The sequence below is a fragment of the Sphingobacterium faecale genome (assembly GCF_016746095.1).
Lineage (GTDB): Bacteria > Bacteroidota > Bacteroidia > Sphingobacteriales > Sphingobacteriaceae > Sphingobacterium > Sphingobacterium faecale.
On record NZ_JAERTY010000001.1, the window covers coordinates 423,591 to 443,014 of the forward strand.

The window sequence follows — 19,424 nt, forward strand, 5'->3', positions numbered from 1 at the left end:
TTAACTTTTAAATGATTTTATGTAATAGTTTATTTTGACATGCACACTTCGTCCAGGTCGCTGTATTTTATAGTAATCGTATAATTTAGCATCCATTAGATTCTTGACTTCGGCACTCAGTGACCATTTTGATGAAGGGAAGACGTAATTGAAGCCGACATTCATTAAACTCTGATCAGGAACTAAGTCTTTTGTGTCGACTTTGGAGCTACCTGTGAGCCCCAAAAAACCATCCGCTTCCTTGTCTTTCGGAATATGGACTAGATAAAACTCACGGATGAAGTTATAATGGATATAAGGTTTGATTGCATCATTTTTTGTAAATACATTTTGGAAATTAGCCTTCAAGCCAATATTGCTAAAAAAATAAGGGGTATTGGTAAGACGAGTACCCTCGATCCATTTATACAATGGTACACCGATGTCAACCATACGGAGATCCTGCCAGGTTGCATTTCCCGTAATTTCAAAATGTTTAAACAATCTATAGGACAGGTCTATATCAAAACCATAGCCTTGTATGCTGTCTAGATTCTTGTACTGTGAGAATGGCGTCTGTATAGGTGTCAAGAGTATCATCCCTTTGGTGCGGCGGTAGAAGGTTCCTACTTCTGCCGCAAAGTTTTCTGTAGCGTAGCGATAACCTAAGTTGGCATTAAAACTCCGCTCTGGTTTGAGGTCAAAATTAGGAGCTCTGGTATCATTATCTCCAAACAATTCCTCTTGGAGGGGGAGGCGATTGGTAAGCTCGACGGAAGCTCTTAGGAAGCTCCTATTATTGATCTGATATTTGACTGCATTTCCAAATCCCCAACTCTGATCAGATACTGACTTATACTTATTTAAGTCAGTGTCGTTGCTTAGAAATGCATTGATTCCCTTTGATGTAAAAGAAAAATGTTTAATAAACAGTTGGTTTGTTAGTCTCTTGTCAAACCAATTAGATGCCCATGATAAACCTAGTATTGATTTTTGATAGGTCGCCTCTTTGCTCAATACATCTATATCAGTTCCCGTGAAGCGGAACCCTAGGGGATCACTTCCCTGACGTGTATTACGATTGAGTATAAAGTTGGTATGAATCTGATGTTGTGGGGCGATATGGAAAGATAGTGCCGTTCTGCTAATTATATTTTTGTAATCTATGCTCGCTAAAGAAGGGTTTGGACTTTCTCCAACGGAGGTTCCTGGCGTAAATTTTCCATACCAGTCAAAAGTGCCTTTTACGGTGTCGGTTCTGTGACGATTGGTGCTACTGTAGGAAACAAATTGGTCTAAGTCGATGCGGTCATCCCAAAAGGATTTTTTATAACGGATAGAAGGGACGATCCCTTTGTTGTTGAGTTTGATTGCGCCATAGGGATTCGTCATTAATGCGGGATGCTGGGATTGTCTGTCTATTTGGTAAAGAGCTATGGACAAGCGTAATTCATCAGCCCATTTTTTGTTTTTAATACCAGCATAAGCTTCTGTAAAATAGTGTTTGTAAGCATTATGGAAGAGTTTTACCCGCGCTGGTTTTAGATTTGCATTCTCGTCTACAGTCTCGATATCAACCTGGTAGTCGTTGTCAGAATAATTAACAAAAGCATCTATGCCAGCAAACCAATTGTTCTGAAACTGTTGCTGTCCTGACAGATTGATTAGGTGGGTGTTAAATGAGCCTACCTCATAAGAAGCCTGAAATGTTTTTTTATGATTTTGGTTGGTCACTAGATTGACAGCTCCACCCAGAGCATCGCCACCTAGATTTACGGGTACCACTCCTTTATAGATTTCAACATGTTCCAATTGATTGATCGGAACATTGTTGATGCCATAGCCACCACCGAGGTATTCTAATGGGATTCCATCACGGAAATATTGCACTGCATTTCCTTGGAAGCCGTTTATAGATACATCCACTTGATTGCCGACTCCGCCACTTTGTCTAATTCGTATGCCCGGTGCCCTGTTCATGATTTCTGCCAGTGAAGTCGGTTGTTCGGCAGCAGCTTTTGTGTCTATTACAATACTCCGTATAGGTTCTTCTCTAAGTTTTTGTATTTGTGTTTTTCCGCGAACCTCAACTTGATCTATTGTATTTTCCTTAGGGTAGAGTGTTATTTCTAGGAAGACTTTCTTAGCGTTATCCATATCTAGGGTATCCATATGAGGGACATATCCGATTGCAGATAATCGGATAATCTGTCTTCCTTTTATAGCTTTTGTGCTGTTGAAGGAACCATCCGAACGAGATAGGATAGTCTGATCAGCTATTTTTATAGTCGCCTCCGCAATAGGACGACCGTCCTGTTGTATAACACGACCTTGTATCCTGTCATTTGATTGGGCGAAGAGTAAATTTGTTAAGCAGTATGAAAACAGCAAAAAAGCAAAGCTATAACTATAGCGCATATCTTTTCTAGTAATAAATTGAAAACAGTGCAAATATAAATCTTTATTTAGATTAAATGTAAATAAAGGTGTTATTATTTAGAATGTTTCTACTCTAAGAGGGGGAGAGAAAATTTGTATGTCTTTGATGGTTTGGGTATTTTAGGAAATAATAGATGTGTAGAAAAGACATTTACGGATGATTGCCAAAAGAATACCTGCTGTATGTCCCGGGACTGGCATGATCTCCCTCCTTAAAATCAAAAGTTACGTAGTTTACTCCTGTTTGTTCCGTCAGGGTGAATGTAGCTAAGGCGATATAGGCCTGAGCTCCTGTGGATCCCATTTGCTGGGTCAGTACTTCGGGGTGTTCTATTTTTACTTTTATGGTATCAGCCCCTTGTCTTACAAGAGTTAAGGTGACTTTTCCTTGGTATGTTTTATTGATTATGTTTATAGCTTCTGTTGCGGTAAGGGTATTACTGCGATTGGAGTCAAGTCGAATTAAAGTATCAGCATTGTAATCATAGCTCCATATGGGGGAATCATCGACAGGGAGGCTGTCCGTATTTGAATAGGACTCAATTTTTTGTTCTGATTTGCGGTCTGAAGTGTTTTGATTAGGACCGTTACAAGCTAAAAATAACATACATGACAGTATAGAAGCTATTTTTGATAGAGCGGGATATTGCATGATTATTTTTTTTGATAGTTACTCGTCATTAATAACGAGGTAAGCATGCTTAAAGGTATATAAAAATATAATGAATTTGCTTTTTATAAGGTTTGCGAAAAAGTTGTTACTGCAAAAATAAAAAATTTCGTGTATATTGTTGTGCAGACATTGTGTCGCATAAGGATAGATGTGTGTATGCTTTTAAACCAATCTTTTTATGGGAATGATATTATCCGATGCCGTACTTCTTGATATTTTGAGCTATTCCTCCTCTGAAGCTGTCGCTGTCTACGACAATGATGATCTACGGGTTCGATTTGTTAATAAAAAGATGTTGTCTTATTGGGGTGTAGAGGATTCAGTTGTAGGAACAACGTTGGGAGGAGAAGAAATAAGTGTTGCCGTTAATTGGCTTGTTCAGAAAGCAAAAGAGGTCTGGAGAACGGGGTTGCCTTTTATTGGTATTATGCCCGTGGAGGTTTATCTAGATGAGAAAGTGGAAACCTGTTATTTTGATATAGAATTAAGGCCGTTCTTGGATACAGCGGGTAATACTTATGCATTGTTGCACTGTGGTACGATAAGCGCTTCGGTGAAAAGGGAAGGAAGGGGCAATGGTGAGATCGAGAAGCGGGTTTTAGAAGATCTTTTCGATACCACGACAGATGTAGCCCGACTGACTCAAGCTAATATTGAGACTATTAAGTCTTTGTTTGCTAATTATCAGGATGAAGTTCAACTGAAAGAAATGGCTAAATCCATTTTGTCGAGAATAATCGTGCGTGAAGAACAGCTGGATATGGCGTTAAAGGCGGCTAATTTTGGTACTTGGACTTTATATTTCGATAGCAATCGGCTGCATTGGGATGATATTACGCAATCGCTCCTTGGTTTTGAAGGTGTAGAGAGTTTGGATGTCTCTGTCGCTATGGAGGCTGTAGTCCCAGATGATCGAAAATCTATTGCCGATATTATTGAAAATGCAAAACGTCCGGGTAATGGAGGAGAATATGAGATTTTATTTCGTGTGAATAAGCTGAAGGCTAATCCTATGCGATGGATCAACAGTAAGGGAAAAGTATTCTTTGATCAGGATGGAATTCCTTTGTGGCTGACAGGTGTATCTCGGGATGTGACGGATAGTATGCTCCAGCAAGAGCAGATAGTATCTTATCATCATATAATCGCTCAGAAGGAAAAGGAGCTCCGTATGGTGATTGACACGGCAGCAATAGGTACATTCCGTATTTCTAAAAATATGGATGAGATTTGGTTGAATGAGCATGCCCAAAAACAATTTGGATTTGAATTGGGATCTTCTCTAGGTTTTAAACAATTTCTGTCCTGCTTTTCGGATAAATACCGTAAACCGTTGCACGAAGCATTTTTTCAACTGGTGTCTAATAATGTACCAGTGGATATGCTGTGTGAGATTGAAAATGTGGAAACTAAAGCTGGAATATGGGTACGACTTGTGGCTATACAGTATTTTGATGCAGAACAGACCTATATACAGGGGATTCTGATTGATTTGACACAAGCGAAAGAAGAGATGCAGCGTAAGCTGGACTTTATTAGTATCGCCAGTCATGAACTTAAAACTCCGTTGACAACTATTTTAACATTTTTGCAGCTCTTGTCGAAACGATACCATCAATTTGAGGAATCAAAGAAAATTGAGATGCTGAGCCAGGCGTTGGATCAAGGAGGGCGTATGAAAAATCTTATAGAGGGCTTTTTGAATGTCTCCAAACTTCAGAACGGGCAATTGGAATTGGATAAATCTGTATTTAATTTTTGTGATCTAATGGAAAAGATTAAGGCTATGTATGAGGTTATTCAACCTAATAATAAGCTTTATTTTAATACCTCCAGCTGTTTTCTGGTGAATGCCGATATGCACAAAGTGGAGGGAGTAATTCTTAATTTTATCAATAATGCGATCAAGTATACTCCCGTGGAGAGTTCGGTGTATGTGACCACATTTATTGAAGGAACACAGTGTGGTGTTACCGTAATGGATCAGGGGTTAGGTATACCTATCAAGGATCAGCCTTATATATTTGATAAGTTTTATCGAGTGAATCAAAAAGGAGGGGAACGGGTTCAGGGATTCGGTATAGGTTTATATATATCTGCAGAAATCGTGAAGCAACACGGTGGAAAAATCGGACTCAATAGTAATTATGGTGAAGGCGCTGAGTTTTGGTTTTCACTGCCTGTGCACGGCGTAATAGACAAAATATCGTATGATGTGGGAGATGTAAACTAAAATAGAAAAAAAGGGAGCTTCGGTGGTTTTGTGAAGCTCCCTTTTTTTTTATTCTAACCGTTTTAAACGATATAACAACTGTTGTATGGCTTCTTGAGCATCATCTATTATGGATTGGGAGAAGGTTTCTGGAAACAGAGATTCTCTCGTGCTCTCAATACGTGCATAATATTGCTCGATATGCTTAATATGATCTGTTGGACGCTTAGTTTCTGGTATGATTATATCCAGTGTTCCCTTTAGAGAAAATGTGGTTTCCACCAATCTATCTGTAATATCTATAAGAGAATCAATAGCTTGGTCTAAGGATAGATGTGTCTCATAGCTCCCTTTGCCGGTAATCGACCAATGGATTAATTTTAACGAATTGCGGAATGCAACTAGTTCTGCTAGAAAATTAGCTACTTCTTTGTTGTTTGATTTTGTACTTGCCATTTTTTACGTGTTTTATACTTAATTGAACTAAAAGATTGTGTACGAAGAACAGGCAAAACTATTTTTTGTTTTTTAAAGGAGAACTATCTTTCTGTTATGTCTGTTGTTTTGATAAAAAACGTGGTTATTTAGAATCATTTTAAATATATCTTGCATTTTATTTAGAACTTATCTAAATTAGCAGCGCTATGTCTAAGAAGATGCATAAAATATATGTTCATATAGTTAATAATTGCTCCAGCTTTATTGGCGAAGGGTTGTACTTGGCAGGAACTTTTAATAATTGGTCCCCTGATCATCTTTATGTCGGTGAGATACCTGAGAAGGGTAAATCTATAACTGTTGTACTCCCTGAAGTACAAGAAGGAGACTTGGAGTTGAAAATGAGTCGGGGCAGTTGGGAAAGTCTATCTACTTCTGAAGGTGGAAGATTAGAAGGAGCTCATATGACAACTGTTAGTGCTGATTCAGAGGTGTTTTTGACGATTGAAAGTTGGCGGGATCTCTTTCCAACGTCTACGGCGAGTAAACAGGTACATGTATTGGCTGAAGATTTTTACTTTCCGAAATTGAACGCTTATAAGAAAGTTTGGATATATCTTCCTCAAAACTATTTAAGGGATGATAGGCACTATCCAGTGATTTATATGCACGACGGACAGCATCTATTTGATGAGGCGACATCAACAGGAAGGGCTGGACCTATAGAGTGGATGGTAGACGAAACATTAGACGGCGCTATTACGCCTTCTATCGTTGTAGCAATAGCTCACGATGAAGATTATGAAGTGAGGAAGGAGGAGTATATGGTGCATGTGGGAGAGGAGCTATCGACTGCTAAGGGATGGTGGTATCTTGATGACCTCGTCCATCGCCTCAAGCCTTATGTGGATCGGCAGTATAGAACACTTATAGACCCTTTAAACACGGCTTTGGTAGGGAGTTCCTTGGGAGGGCTTGTTTCTATCTATGCTGGTCTTAAGTATCCGGAAGTCTTTGGCGTCATAGGTGCTTTTTCTCCATCTATATGGATGGATGAGGAGAATCTTTATGCTTATGCCAGTAAAGAGTTGTTTAATGCAGGCGATAAGCATAAGGATCAGGAGCTGTACTTCTACGTGGGTAGCAGGGAGATAAAACGACGCGTAGGAGCGACTGAGGTCAATATGAGCGAGGATCTAGCGCGTTATCACCTCTGGTTGGAACAACATTATAAGGGGAAATTAAGTCTGGCTATAAATTCTGAGGGAAAACATGGCGCAATATATTGGCAAAGTGCGTTTCGGAGATTCTATACCTATTGGGAAAATAAAATAAATTCTTTCAAGCATAAAAACATACAATATGAATGTAAGTAAATTAAAACAATTGAATGGCTATCCGTCGAAGACTTTGTTGTTGGTCTCTGGTTTATTGCTGGGTAGTATGACTTCTTCGGCTCAGGAGGTCGAGAAATCTTCGCGTGCCGGTACAGGTGTCTATGAAGCTGTAATCAGCAAAAAAGATGGACATATCTACGTTACAGGAGCTGGTTCTAGAACTGCACCAGGCGGAGCTATCTATAAAATAAATCCGAGCAGTCTTGCTATCGTAGATAGTATCAGTCTCAAAGATAATCCTCCATTTGGAATTGGCATTAATAATAAAACCCAGACAGCCTATACTACTAATACGCGAACAAATTCGGTCAGTGCAGTCGATTTGAAGACTGGGAAAGTATTGGCAACGATAGTCAATGGAGCGGATAAATCACATACCCGAGAGGTATTGGTAGATGAGGTTAATAACCTGATCTATGTGTCTGATGTGGGTGACCCAAGCAGTATATGGGTTATAGATGGTAAGACCAATAAATACCTTCACTCTATAGAGAATCTTGGAAAGACAGCTACTGGTATGAGTTTCTTAAATGGTACAGATAAAATTTTCTTAACTGTCATCGGAGAGAATGCTATTTATGTAGTGGATACAAAAAGTAAGCAAGTCGAAGCTAAGTTTGCTTCAGGCGGAGAAGGTCCAGTAAATATTACAACAGATGGGGAAAGGCTATTTGTTGCGAATCAGAAATCTGGTACTGTAACTGTTTTAGACGGACAGGGAACTCTACTACAGAGTGTTCCGACAGGAGCGGGTGCTATTGGTATCGCTTATGATGCGGTTAAACAACGTATCTATTCTGCAAACCGTCAAACGGGAACTACGACAGTCATTGATGCGAAAACATTAGCTGTACTAGGGGATTTTGAAACGGGTTCTCACCCTAATCATGTGAAAGTGGATCCTGTATCGGGAGCAGCTTTCGTGATCAATAAAGCCAAGGGTGGTAAGCCCGTAGAAGGTCAGCCTATAGTGGTTGATACCAAAGGAGATACTATTACGAGGTTAAATTAATAATAGGTCTGCTATAATGCCGCAGGGAGCTTTGATAGATGTCAAAGTTCCCTGCGGCTTGTCTGTTTTATGTAGTGTGAGCTGTAGAATATAATCTACTATAGACATATAATTGAAAGATTTGAGTTTTTTAAAGAATAGTTTTGCTGCCTGGGCCTGTGCGCTAATCATATTGCTTGTATTGATATGGTTTTCTCTTTTTACAGGCGTCAAGGATGTACGTTTTTTGGATTTGTTTGGAGACGGGGATAAATTGGTTTTTTTTGTGGTTAGCCGTATCCCACGGACTCTGGCGCTGATTCTTGTAGGCTCAGGAGTCAGTATTGCGGGATTTGTCCTACAGCAATTATCCCAGAATAGATTTGTTTCTCCCACGACTTCGGGAGCTTTGGAGGCTGCAAAGATGGGTATATTGACTGCTTTGATTTTTATACCTAACTCTTCGTTGTTTGTACGGATGTTATTTGCATTAGGATTCACCTTTTTGACCTCTTTTCTCTTTATATTTTTTGTACATAAAGTTAAATTGAGAAGTACTGTTTTTATTCCATTGATAGGGTTGATGTTTGGTAGTATTTTGAGCGCTGTATCAACCTTTTTTGCATACAAACACGGAATTGTCCAGAATACACAGGAATGGCTTTTAGGTGATTTTTCATCGGTTATGCAGGGGCAATATGAAGCTGTATTTTTAGTCTTACCGGCAGTAGCGATTATCTATTTGTATGCAGATAAGATAACTATTGCGGGGATGGGCGAGAGTTTTGCCAAGAGTCTAGGCCTATCGTATGAGGCGATCGTTTATCTGGGCTTATTTGTTGTATCCATGGTGGTTAGTTCGTCGGTCGTTACAGTTGGGGCAATTCCTTTTCTGGGGCTCATTGTTCCGAATGTGGTGAGTATGATTGTTGGGGATAATTTTAGGAGGACACTTCCTTTAATTGCGTATGTGGGTGCTGTTTTTTTATTGATTTGTGATTTAATGGGCAGGCTTATCGTTTATCCTTATGAGGTCCCCATAGGGATGATTGTTGGTGTTATCGGCAGTGTTGTGTTCTTGGTTTTGATTTTAAAGCGGAAATAGTGGGAGCAAAGTTTAAGTTTTTGATAATAGTGGCGTTGTTGCTCCTGGTCGGAGGATCTTTTATACTTTATGGTGTAGAGCTTACGAATAGTTATTCGATTGAAAAACGCTCTATTCGTTTGTTGAGCATGCTTGTGGTTGGCATTAGTGTGGCTTGTTCGTCGGTTATTTTTCAGACTATTACCGCAAATAGAATTTTAACCCCTTCAATTATGGGGTATGAGGCCGTTTTTATTCTTTTTCAGACATTGATCGTTTTTTTATACGGCGATAAGGCGTTCAAAGTAATCAGTCAGCAGGAGAACTTTTTTTATGCTATTCTTTTTATGTTAGGTTTTTCCCTGTTGCTGTATTTTCTGCTATTTGGTAAGAACCGGAGAAGCATGTATTATCTACTGCTTACGGGAATGGTTCTGGGAACGTTGTTTATGACCTTAAGCCAGTTTTTGCATGTGCTGGTCGACCCAAACGAATTTTCTATTGTACAGAACTTTATGTTTGTGTCATTTGCTAAGATGAATACCAAACTCTTAAGTGTAGCAGGGATAACGATGCTTGTAGCTTTGATCTATACCGGATGGAATGCAAGATACCTTGATGTAATGGCATTGGGACGGGATCAGGCAATAAGTTTGGGGGTAGACTACGATAAGATGGTTAGGCGTTTTCTATTTGTCATTTCTCTTTTGGTATCTGTTTCTACAGCTTTGGTCGGTCCGATTACGTTTTTAGGGATTTTGGTTACCAATTTGACTTATGAATTATTCAGGACACGTAAACATCGTTTCATGTTGGTGATATCCAGTTTGGTAGCTTGTCTTACACTGATTCTTGGTCAATTTTTAGTAGAGCATATTCTACAGTTTTCTACGACGGTCAGTATTATTATAAATTTTATGGGTGGGGTATATTTTATGTATTTATTATGGATAACACGGAAAAGAATAAGTTAGAGTTTGAAACAATAGCTAAATATTATGGCAAAAAAGAGGTGTTGAAAGATGTCTCGGGGAGTATTGCCAATAGGAAAATTACTTCGTTAATTGGACCCAACGGAGCGGGTAAAAGTACATTGTTGTCTATTATCAGTCGATTGATAAAGCAGGATGGTGGGACGGTTAGTTTTCTGGATAAGGAATTGTCCACTTATAAAGGAACAGACCTTGCGAAGAAACTTTCTATACTAAAGCAGTCCAATCACTTGGACTTGAGATTGACCGTGCGAGATCTAGTCTCTTTTGGTCGTTTTCCTTATAGTAAGGGGAAATTAGGTGCTTTTGATGAGCAAAAAATCGATGAAGCCATTGCGTTTTCTGATTTAATGAATTTGCAGGATACGTATATCGATGAATTGAGTGGAGGACAGCGACAACGTGCTTTTATCTCGATGATTATTGCTCAAGATACCGATTTTATATTGTTGGATGAGCCTCTTAATAATCTAGATATGAAACACGCAGTACATGTTATGAAGACATTGCGTCGTTTGGTGGATGAACTGGGGAAGACGGTGGTCATTGTGATTCATGAGATCAACTTTGCGGCTCAGTATTCGGATCGGATTGTAGCGCTGAAAGATGGGAATATCTGTTATGATGATGAAACGGCCAAAGTTATCGATCCAGTAGTCCTCAAAGATATATTTGATATAGAGTTTGATATTATCGAGAGAAATGATAAAAAGATTTGTAATTATTTTAATCTATGAAGATGAGTATACATATGATGTTAGGAAACCTAGGTAAGATAACAATGTGTGGTTTGTTGTTTTTAAGTACGATTGCCTGTCAATCCAATTCAAGCAACGAGAAGTCGGAGGGGGGGGCAGATAGCTTAATCACAGTACATCATAAATATGGCGATATCGCAGTAGCTGTGAAGCCAGAACGTGTCGTGGTATTGGATATCGGTGCATTGGAAACGATGAAGGAGTTGGGCTTGGTTCCAACAGGAGTCCCGAAGAAATTTTTGCCGGATTACCTTTCAGATTATCGTGATAATCCATCTATCACTGATGTGGGTTCCGTTATTGAACCGAATTTTGAGGCCATCTCCGCATTGAAACCAAATTTGATTTTTATATCGACAAGACAGGAACGTTTTTATGATGAACTGAGCGAAATAGCCCCGACGGTCTTTGTCGGAACAGATAATAAAAATTACCTATCCTCTTTTGAGGCGAATGTTCAGATGATTGCTTCTATTTTTTCGGAAGTGGCGTTAGCAACTATTAAGCTTGACTCCTTGAAACATAGGATCGAGACCGCTCAGGCAAAATTTAAAGATGATCCGAATAAAGCGTTGTTCTTGATTTATAACAACGGTAAATTCAGCGCATTCGGTAAAGGTTCTCGATTTGGTTTTATCCACGATGTATTGGGGATAAAGCCTGTCTTGGATCTAGAAGATGAATCGGTACATGGTCAGCGTGTTTCTAATGAGCTTATTGCTGAGGCTAATCCGGACTATCTATTTATTGTAGACCGAAATGCCGCTGTACTGGGGAAGACAGCTAGTCGGGAAGAGGTAGAAAACAAGCTGATTAAAATGACTAATGCCTATAAGAATAAGAAGATGTTCTATCTGGACCCTAATGTTTGGTTTATTTCAGGTGGAGGCTTAACCTCTATCAATTTGATGGTAGATGATATTGTTCAATTAATTCAATAATAGTATGGAAAAGACAGTTATCGCAAGACATATATTTAAGGTAACAGCTAAAGAGTACATTACGCCACATTATATCCGCGTGCGGTTAAAAGCGGATGAGGATACTGATTTTGGGAAATGTACCTTAGGAGCGAATAATAAGATTTTTATTCCACCAACTGGAACAAAGGAAGTTCAATTTCCTACATTCGATAATGAACGGGGAGAATGGGTAATGCCTGATGAAAATCTAACACCACTGGTACGTACATATACACATCGTGCATTTGATCCGGACACTAACGAGATGACCATTGATTTTGTCAATCATGGAGATAATGGGCCAGCTTCGGCTTGGGCGAGAAATGCCGTAAAATCTGATCAGTTGGGAATAGCAATGAAAGTGAGAGAAACCAAGCATTATACGGAAGCGGATTGGTACTTTCTAATTGGAGATGCAACGGCAATCCCCGTTATCTGTTGTATTTTGGAAAGCCTCCCTGCCGATGCTAAAGGGTATTGTATAGTGGAGGTTCCTAGTGAAGCAGATATTCACCCAGAAGTAAAACATAAAGGGTTTGAGGTAGAGTGGCTGATTAATGCTCATCCTGAGCAAGGTAGTGCAATTGCAGAACGGGCGAAAGCGGTAGTTTTGCCTACTGAAGGTTCTAGATTTGCTTATGTCGCTTGCGAATACAGCTCTGTACGTTCATTGCGTTCTTATTTTAAAGAAGACCTGGGATGGAGTAATCGCGATTATTACGCATTCTCCTATTGGAAAGCCGGTGTGGCAGAAGACAAGTCTGCCGCTGACCGACAGGAAGAAAAAACGAAGTAATGTTACATAGCCCTCTAACTTTTTAATAGAATGTAGAGAGCTATGTTAACTTATGTGTATTTAATGGGTTTTTTACACAGTTTTAACAAAAAAGCCTCCTCTTAACATGTACTTAATGTTAGGTTAAACTTCTCTTTATATTAAAGTGTCACTTTTGTGGTAATGAAGAGAATCAGACCTATTGGTTTAACCTATTTGGGACTCGTGGTACTGACTGTTGTTTACAGTTGTACGTCCAAAGATCATTCCATAAAGATGAAAGGCTCAGATACTGAGGTTAACCTAGCTGTTAATCTAGCCGAGAAATTCACCGCGATTGATCCTAGTTTTAGTATTGCCATATCAGGCGGTGGATCCGGTTTAGGAATTACATCGTTATTGAACGGGCAGGCTGATATTGCCAATTCCTCACGGCCTCTTTCTGAAGAGGAAATCGAACAGTTTAAAAAGAAGGAAATTGCACTGAAAACCGTCGTTTTCGCTGAAGATGCTACGGCCTTTATCGTCCACAAGGATTTACCTTTGGAAGAATTGGATCTAGAAACTCTTGCTAAAATTCTAGATGGTACCATTAAGAACTGGAATGAATTGACACCTGTGAATCTTCCTATTAATATCTATGGACGTCAAAGCAGTTCGGGGACTTATTCTTTTGTCAAGAAGAAACTGAAGATTGAGTTTTCAGCGGCTGCAAAGGAAATGACTGGTAATGCACAGATTATTGAAGGGGTAAAGGTAGATAAATCTGGTGTTGGTTACATTGGAGCAGGATATCTAGGGGATGAGCCAGAAACGAAGCAAGGTATTCGATTAATTAAGATAAAGGAAACTCCTACAGCTGTTGCTTATTCTCCCAACGATATCGAAGCAATCAATAACAGTCTGTACTTTTTTCAACGTCCGTTATACCAGTTTGTTGTCGCTAGCTCCTGGGAAAAGGTTCGGCCTTTTATCGAATTTGAGCAAAGTGATAAAGGTAAAGAGATCATAAAGGACCATGGTTATTATATTAAGGATTAGCAGAGATATCTCCATAAAGAAATAATTCAGACACAGATGAAGTTTAAAACGCGATTGTCTTTGGATGTAGCATTCAAATATATTTTTAAAATCACAGGACTCCTTGTGTTGGCGGCATTGGGAGGAATATTAGCCATGTTGGTGTACAATTCATTCTCTTTCTTTTTGGATGTGAAGCCACTGGATTTTATTACAGGGTTGGAATGGAACCCGACAGGAAAGACTCCAAAGTATGGTATGCTACCGCTTATTCTCAGTACTACATTGGTCACCTTTGGGGCGATGGTAATCGCTATACCATTGGGGATCGGTACTGCAGCATTTATAGCAGAATATGCTAGTCCTAAATTGAAGAATATCCTGAAACCAGTGATTGAAATGTTGGCTGCGGTTCCCTCTGTAGTAATTGGTTTCCTAGGAATTGTATTGGTAGGGCCTGGAATAGCTGACCTGGCAAGTTTACCAAATGGATTGAACGCGTTGAATGGTGCAATTCTTTTAGCTGTAATGGCTCTGCCTACTATTATAACTGTTGCAGAAGATGCTATTCATGCTGTTCCTAAAACGTATAAGGAAGCTAGTTATGGTGTCGGAGCTACTAAATGGCAGACCTTATGCCGAGTTGTTATTCCTGCGGCAGCACCGGGTATTATCGCGGCAGTAATGCTAGGAGTAGGGCGTGCTATAGGCGAGACAATGACGGTGTTGATGGCTACGGGAAATGCTTCGTTACTACCTGAGGGAATGTTTGATTCGGTAAAGACGATGACAGCTACGATCGCTATTGAGATGGGGGAAGTACCCTATCAGACCACCCATTATTTTGCACTTTACGCCATTGCTACCGTATTGTTCTTCATGACACTGATAGCGAATTTGGTGGGCGAATTTTTTATTAACCGTTTTAGAAAGTATCATGCAGCGTAAGAAGTTTAATTTTACATCAATCATCGAGTGGGGTACGCTGTTGCTCAGTACGGGATTAGTATGTTTCTTTTTGGTTATTATTCTTTGGGAGATTGTATCTAAAGGTGCGGGGTCCTTATCTTGGGAGTTTATAGCTGAGGTGCCGCGTGAAGGAATGACTAAAGGTGGTATCTTAACCCCTATTATTGGTACGGTATTGTTGACGCTGCTTACCGCTTTGTTTTCTATTCCTTTTGGTGTGTGCTGTGCTATTTACCTGAATGAATATGCTGAGGATAATTGGTTGACGCGTATTATACGTGCTGCCATACGTAATTTGTCGGGAGTTCCTTCTATTATATACGGTTTGTTTGGATTGGCTTTATTTGTACAGGCATTACAGTTTGGTACTTCTATGCTATCGGCAGGCTTGACCTTAGGGCTACTTTCTTTACCTTATATTATTACGACTACGGAGGAGGCTTTGATGCGTATTCCGGCTAGTACGCGCGAAGCAGCTCTTGCTGTAGGAGCTACTAAGTTTGAAACTATAAAAGATGTGGTATTGCCATCGGCTATGTCCGGTATTTTGACCGGTGTTGTTCTTACATTGTCTAGGGCGGCGGGAGAAACAGCACCTATTCTATTTACAGGAGCGGCGTTCTATATCAACGGAGTAGGAGGTGCTATTGATAATGAGTTCATGGCTTTGCCTTATCACCTTTATATGCTTTCTACGCAACATCAGTCTATTGAAGAGGTACGTCCTATCGCTTACGGTACGGCTCTAGTATTAATTATTGTTGTCTTCTTGCTGAATCTGACAGCTTTCTATATACGTTACAAATACAGGAAAAATGAAAACTAAATTATCTGCAGAAAATCTAGAGATAAGTTTCGGAACAAAAGAGGTGTTGAAAAAGATTAACGTTTCTTTTAACGAGCATGAAATCACAGCATTGATAGGTCCATCCGGCTGCGGTAAGAGTACTTTATTGCGTAGTTTTAACCGTATGCACGATCTTTCTCCTGATGCCAAAATTACTGGATTACTTAAATTGGAAAATTTAGACCTCTATGATCGCGCTATTCCTGTTACAGAGATAAGAAAACGGATAGGTATGGTCTTCCAGAAAGCAAACCCGTTTCCCAAGAGTATATATGAAAATATCGCTTATGGATTGAAGATTAATAACTTGCCTCATGGTAAGGAGGTGATTGAAAAAGCACTGAGGGAAGCCTTTTTATGGGATGAGGTGAAGAATGATCTGAAGATGCCTGCTACACGTCTTTCAGGAGGACAGCAACAACGCTTGTGTATTGCTAGGGCTGTAGCTTTGCGCCCGGAGGTTATCTTAATGGACGAACCCTGCTCTGCGCTGGATCCTGTGAGTACATTGAAGATTGAAGAACTGATTTCTCATCTGAAGGAAAAATATACTATCGTGATCGTAACACATAATATGCAACAGGCTCAACGGATTGCTGATAAGACCGTCTTTATGTATCTAGGGGAAGTGAAAGAAGAGGGGGAGACCAGTCAGATATTTAATGCCCCTAAGAACGAGATGACATTGAATTATATCAATGGTAACTTTGGTTAAATTGTTTGTTTTAATTCTGTTGCTTCCGTATGAAAGCAACAGAATTAAAGTATTATAGACTGATGCCTCTCTTCCAAGGTATAAAGTCATCCTGTTGTAGTTGTACGGCTTTGGGCACTATCTCTCCGCTAGCGGTCTTGATACATAGTTCAAGGATGTCTTCCCCCATTTCCTGTATTGATTTTTGACCTGAGATAACACCGCCTGTACTAAAGTCTATGATATCTTTCATACGGGTAGCCACTTGGTCATTGGTTGCAATTTTCAACGTCGGACATATAGGGTTTCCTGTAGGGGTTCCTAGTCCTGTGGTAAACAGTATTAATGTGGCTCCAGAGGCCGTTTTTCCTGTTGTCGCTTCGACATCATTACCAGGAGTACACACGAGGTTCAGTCCAGTATGAGTTATGGGTTCGGTGTAATCTAGCACATCTACAATCGGGGAGTTACCTCCTTTCTTTGCAGCCCCATTACTTTTCATCGCATCCGTAATCAAACCATCTTTTATATTTCCAGGGGAAGGATTCATATGGAATCCAGAACCAATTTTCTCTGCGGCCTGTCCATAGCTTTCCATAAGTTTGACAAACTTATCTGCATGTTCTGGATTACGCATTCTATCTAACAGCTGTTGTTCGACACCACAGAGTTCGGGAAATTCGGCCAGTAGGACGGAGCCTCCTAAGCCAACCAATAAATCAGAGGTGTATCCGATAGAAGGGTTTGCAGATATTCCACTAAAACCATCAGATCCGCCACACTTGACGCCTAAGACAAGTTTGCTGAGCGGTGCCTCCTGACGCTCTATTTTATTAGCCTCAATAAGCGCATTGAACGTACCAGTCATCGCTTTTTCTAAGAGCATCGTCTCTGTTCCTACTGCCTGTTGCTCAAAATGTAATATGGGTTTGTCTAGCGTAGGATTCCTTTGTTTTAGTTCGTCGAACAATAGCTGCAGCTGTAGGTTTTCGCAGCCTAACCCTAATATGGTAGCTCCTGCTACGTTTGGATGATCGATGTATGCTGCTAATAGCTTGCCGAGTACTTGGGCATCTTCGCGGGTTCCTCCACAGCCCCCTTCGTGTCTCAGAAATTTGATTCCATCGATGTTCTTAAAAAGCCGTCTCTCTGTAGGTTTACTAGGGTTATCTAGGGTAAATTCACTTAATGTCTGACCATTATTGTAGGCGTCTACGAGATGCGCTATGTAATCCTTATAAGGATTACTTATACTATAGCCTAGATTTTCGAGCATAGCTTCTTTGAGAATATCTAGGTTTCTGTTTTCACAGAATACTGTGGGAATAAACAACCAATAGTTTGCTGTTCCTACCCGGCCATCGGTGCGGTGATAACCTTTGAAAGTCCTGTTTTTGAAACGGGATAAATCAGGTGCTTCCCATTGATGGCGATATCCTTGATAGCTGTACGGACTACTGGCATGAACAGTATTAGATGTATTGATAAGTTGACCGCAATGCATGTTTTGGGAGAGCGATCCGACGACCTCTCCGTACATATATATAAGTCCCCCTGTTTGTAAGTCTTCTGCTAGGAATTTGTGTTTTGCTGGAATTTTTTCGGTTACGGTATATGTTTTGTCATTTATAGCGATAGATGCTCCTGCTTCTAATTCTTGTAATGCAATAATCACATTGTCTTTTGGATGTAGTTGTAGTGCTTTCATAAACGTTGCATGATTTGATGTATTGATACTGTTTCCAATTGTTGGAGATGCTGTTTTATCGCGGGAGCCCAAGACGGCCAAATCGTAAGGTCTGTCCCCCAGATGGTTTTATTGGATAAGAATTCTTCTGTTTTGTCAAAATTTAGATTTTTAAACTCATCCGCTAGACTTTTGTCTTCTAACAGATGTATGTGTGTTTTCATCAGAAAAAGGTAGGCCGCAAATCCGAAGCTTATATATTGAGGAGCTTGCTCTTGAAATGCGTACCAGTAGGATAATAGGGGCAGTACCCGGCTTTTTATTTTAGCATGGTAGTTTTGTGCAATACTGTTCCATTGATGTTCTATGAAGGGGTTTTTTAACCGATCGATAATACTTTCCGAAAAAAGCGTTATATCGTTATTTTGTATGCCTTTTGCTTCAAGGGAAGGGCTGATTTCTTGATGTATAAGTCGGCTAATGAATCGTTCGTAGTTTGAGTCCATAAGGCTGTCTTTCACAAAACGATGTTGTGCTAGGAGTGCTGCCGCTGCAGTCAAAGTATGTGCGCCATTAAGTATCCGTAGTTTGATCTCTCGCACTGATGCTATGGATGGTAAGATGAAGGTATGTGGGGAGAGACCTATAAAAGAAAGCTCTTGTTGTACATAATCATCTTTACTTTCGATCGCCCAAAGGAAATAAGGTTCTGCTGCGATGGCCAATTTATCGGTGTAGGAGGAATCTTGTAATGTAATTGCTCCAGGTACAATACGGTCAACTAGCGTATTGCAGAAATAAACATGGGTATCTAACCATTGGATAAATGCGCTTGGTAAGCTGTGACCTGTAGCTAGTTTTCTTACGATTTGTGCTAGTTTGACCGCATTGTCATCTATTAGCTCTGTGGGCAGTACGATAGCTTTTGATTCGTCTGTAGCGCCCAAGTGCTGAAAACGTGCATAGAGATAGCTTGTCAATTTGCCAGGAAAGCTTTTCGGTGGAAAAGCGAAGAGGTCATCTTCCACATCCACAATTCCTTTCTCGGTCGTGTTAGATATGATGATATTTATTTGTTTGTTTTGGGCATGCTCAAGAATAGTATTCCATGAAGAGTTGGCATCGAGTATGTCGTTTACGCAGGTAATTATTTGTTGCGTTGTTGTTTCTTTATTGTATTGGATGCCAGCAGTACGTAGAGTGTAGAGTCCATCTTGTTGTAAGAAAGGTTCTATACTTCCTGTTTGAGTCGATTTGATCATTACAATTCCTCCATTGAATGTGCCTGACCGATTGGCCTCTTCGATACAAAATGCAGGTAGGGCACGTAGCAGTACGCCTGTGCCAAATAGTAAGACACGAGTAGCTAGTTTAGGAGAGGGAAGGTACTCCTGATCTACTTGATTGCTGATTTTGGGAAGATTTTCTCTGTTTAACTGCATGGCTTAATGAAATTGATTACCGTTGGATATTAAAGTAATTGTTGCAATTCTATCCTTTTTTTGAC

At 39.9% G+C, this 19,424-nt stretch carries 17 protein-coding genes; 12 read left to right on the top strand and 5 right to left on the bottom strand.

The window, feature by feature from the left end:
• Both JKG61_RS01660 and JKG61_RS01665 read right to left on the bottom strand, forming a co-directional pair.
• Complete coding sequence (locus JKG61_RS01660) at positions 1-2,397, bottom strand: TonB-dependent receptor (RefSeq protein ID WP_202101251.1); 2,397 nt, start codon at positions 2,395-2,397, stop codon at positions 1-3.
• Between the two features lie 172 nt (positions 2,398-2,569).
• Positions 2,570-3,070, bottom strand: a complete 501-nt coding sequence (locus tag JKG61_RS01665; protein ID WP_202101252.1) for a hypothetical protein — start codon at positions 3,068-3,070, stop codon at positions 2,570-2,572.
• A gap of 199 nt (positions 3,071-3,269) precedes the next feature.
• On the opposite strand from JKG61_RS01665, the gene JKG61_RS01670 reads away from it, so the two are divergent.
• Positions 3,270-5,324, top strand: coding sequence for a sensor histidine kinase (locus JKG61_RS01670; RefSeq protein ID WP_202101253.1), 2,055 nt, complete (start codon positions 3,270-3,272; stop codon positions 5,322-5,324).
• Positions 5,325-5,372: 48 nt separating this feature from the next.
• Here the strand turns inward: JKG61_RS01670 and JKG61_RS01675 are convergent, their stop codons facing one another.
• Positions 5,373-5,759 carry a DUF5856 family protein gene (locus tag JKG61_RS01675; RefSeq protein WP_202101254.1) on the bottom strand — a complete coding sequence of 129 codons (387 nt, stop codon included), beginning with the start codon at positions 5,757-5,759 and terminating at the stop codon, positions 5,373-5,375.
• A 188-nt stretch (positions 5,760-5,947) separates the two neighbouring features.
• Here JKG61_RS01675 and JKG61_RS01680 point away from each other — a divergent pair, with 188 nt between their 5' ends.
• The 11 genes from JKG61_RS01680 (at position 5,948) to pstB (ending at position 16,251) form a co-directional block, all read left to right on the top strand.
• The gene (locus tag JKG61_RS01680) at positions 5,948-7,117 is read left to right on the top strand and encodes an alpha/beta hydrolase (RefSeq protein WP_202101255.1); all 1,170 of its coding nucleotides are present in this window, start codon (positions 5,948-5,950) and stop codon (positions 7,115-7,117) included.
• A complete protein-coding gene (locus JKG61_RS01685) occupies positions 7,104-8,150 on the top strand; it encodes a YncE family protein (protein ID WP_202101256.1) in 1,047 nt (348 codons plus the stop codon). The genes JKG61_RS01680 and JKG61_RS01685 overlap by 14 nt, the downstream gene beginning before the upstream one ends.
• A gap of 121 nt (positions 8,151-8,271) precedes the next feature.
• A complete protein-coding gene (locus JKG61_RS01690; protein WP_202101257.1) occupies positions 8,272-9,234 on the top strand; it encodes an ABC transporter permease in 963 nt (320 codons plus the stop codon).
• The gene (locus JKG61_RS01695; RefSeq protein WP_317192363.1) at positions 9,234-10,187 is read left to right on the top strand and encodes an iron chelate uptake ABC transporter family permease subunit; all 954 of its coding nucleotides are present in this window, start codon (positions 9,234-9,236) and stop codon (positions 10,185-10,187) included. The genes JKG61_RS01690 and JKG61_RS01695 overlap by 1 nt, the downstream gene beginning before the upstream one ends.
• A complete protein-coding gene (locus JKG61_RS01700) occupies positions 10,160-10,942 on the top strand; it encodes an iron ABC transporter ATP-binding protein (protein WP_202101258.1) in 783 nt (260 codons plus the stop codon). Before JKG61_RS01695 ends, JKG61_RS01700 begins: the two co-directional genes overlap by 28 nt.
• Positions 10,939-11,904 carry a siderophore ABC transporter substrate-binding protein gene (locus JKG61_RS01705; RefSeq protein ID WP_237249339.1) on the top strand — a complete coding sequence of 322 codons (966 nt, stop codon included), beginning with the start codon at positions 10,939-10,941 and terminating at the stop codon, positions 11,902-11,904. Before JKG61_RS01700 ends, JKG61_RS01705 begins: the two co-directional genes overlap by 4 nt.
• 4 nt (positions 11,905-11,908) lie before the next feature.
• The gene (locus tag JKG61_RS01710; RefSeq protein ID WP_202101259.1) at positions 11,909-12,721 is read left to right on the top strand and encodes a siderophore-interacting protein; all 813 of its coding nucleotides are present in this window, start codon (positions 11,909-11,911) and stop codon (positions 12,719-12,721) included.
• 162 nt (positions 12,722-12,883) lie between these two features.
• Positions 12,884-13,741, top strand: coding sequence for a substrate-binding domain-containing protein (locus tag JKG61_RS01715; protein ID WP_202101260.1), 858 nt, complete (start codon positions 12,884-12,886; stop codon positions 13,739-13,741).
• 36 nt (positions 13,742-13,777) lie between these two features.
• Positions 13,778-14,668, top strand: a complete 891-nt coding sequence (pstC, locus tag JKG61_RS01720; RefSeq protein WP_202101261.1) for a phosphate ABC transporter permease subunit PstC — start codon at positions 13,778-13,780, stop codon at positions 14,666-14,668.
• The gene (gene pstA, locus JKG61_RS01725) at positions 14,658-15,515 is read left to right on the top strand and encodes a phosphate ABC transporter permease PstA (RefSeq protein WP_202101262.1); all 858 of its coding nucleotides are present in this window, start codon (positions 14,658-14,660) and stop codon (positions 15,513-15,515) included. The genes pstC and pstA overlap by 11 nt, the downstream gene beginning before the upstream one ends.
• On the top strand, positions 15,505-16,251 hold the full coding sequence (gene pstB, locus JKG61_RS01730; RefSeq protein WP_202101263.1) for a phosphate ABC transporter ATP-binding protein PstB: 747 nt from the start codon (positions 15,505-15,507) through the stop codon (positions 16,249-16,251). The genes pstA and pstB overlap by 11 nt, the downstream gene beginning before the upstream one ends.
• Positions 16,252-16,303: 52 nt before the next feature.
• Here pstB and JKG61_RS01735 read toward each other — a convergent pair whose 3' ends face one another.
• Positions 16,304-17,938 carry a UxaA family hydrolase gene (locus JKG61_RS01735; protein ID WP_202101264.1) on the bottom strand — a complete coding sequence of 545 codons (1,635 nt, stop codon included), beginning with the start codon at positions 17,936-17,938 and terminating at the stop codon, positions 16,304-16,306.
• On the bottom strand, positions 17,935-19,359 hold the full coding sequence (locus tag JKG61_RS01740) for a tagaturonate reductase (protein ID WP_202101265.1): 1,425 nt from the start codon (positions 19,357-19,359) through the stop codon (positions 17,935-17,937). Before JKG61_RS01740 ends, JKG61_RS01735 begins: the two co-directional genes overlap by 4 nt.
• Between the last annotated feature and the right edge of the window lie 65 nt (positions 19,360-19,424).